Raw genomic sequence first — 417 nt, 5'->3', positions numbered from 1 at the left:
ACCGCCGCCGCCACCCTGACGAGCGCCGACATAACCCTGACCATCAACATTGATTGTCAAAGCTTTGTTGTCTCTCAACGGGTTCATCCTGAAACCGGCTTCAAAAATGCCGGTCGAGCCTTCAAGTGACGGTTTGTGCAAATCGAATTCATAGGCTTTTGCACCGACATCGCCATCAAACTCGTAATCATAGGTTGCGCCGATATAAGGCTTGAACCAGTCATTATATTGATAGGAATAACGGGAGCCGAGTTCGATACGCGAACTCGTCGAACTGTCGAAATGCAATTTTTCTTTGTCGATTTTAACCGTATCGCTTTCCATACGCGTCCATAAATAGCGGCCATAGACATCAAGGGCGCGCCGATCATCAAAATTGAAGACATAGCCGCCCGTGACATGGCCACCGAAATAATT

Annotated in this window: 1 protein-coding gene; it reads right to left on the bottom strand. The window is 48.0% G+C overall.

The genetic code is table 11. The features are described 5' to 3' along the window. On the bottom strand, window positions 1–417 hold a 417-nt coding region (locus H3S94_RS11765; RefSeq protein ID WP_198241181.1), incomplete at both ends, for an autotransporter domain-containing protein.

The organism is Bartonella sp. B10834G3 (assembly GCF_016102505.1).
GTDB lineage: Bacteria > Pseudomonadota > Alphaproteobacteria > Rhizobiales > Rhizobiaceae > Bartonella > Bartonella choladocola.
Note: the sequence above shows the minus strand (reverse complement) of the source record. Positions and strands in the feature narration are given on the sequence as shown.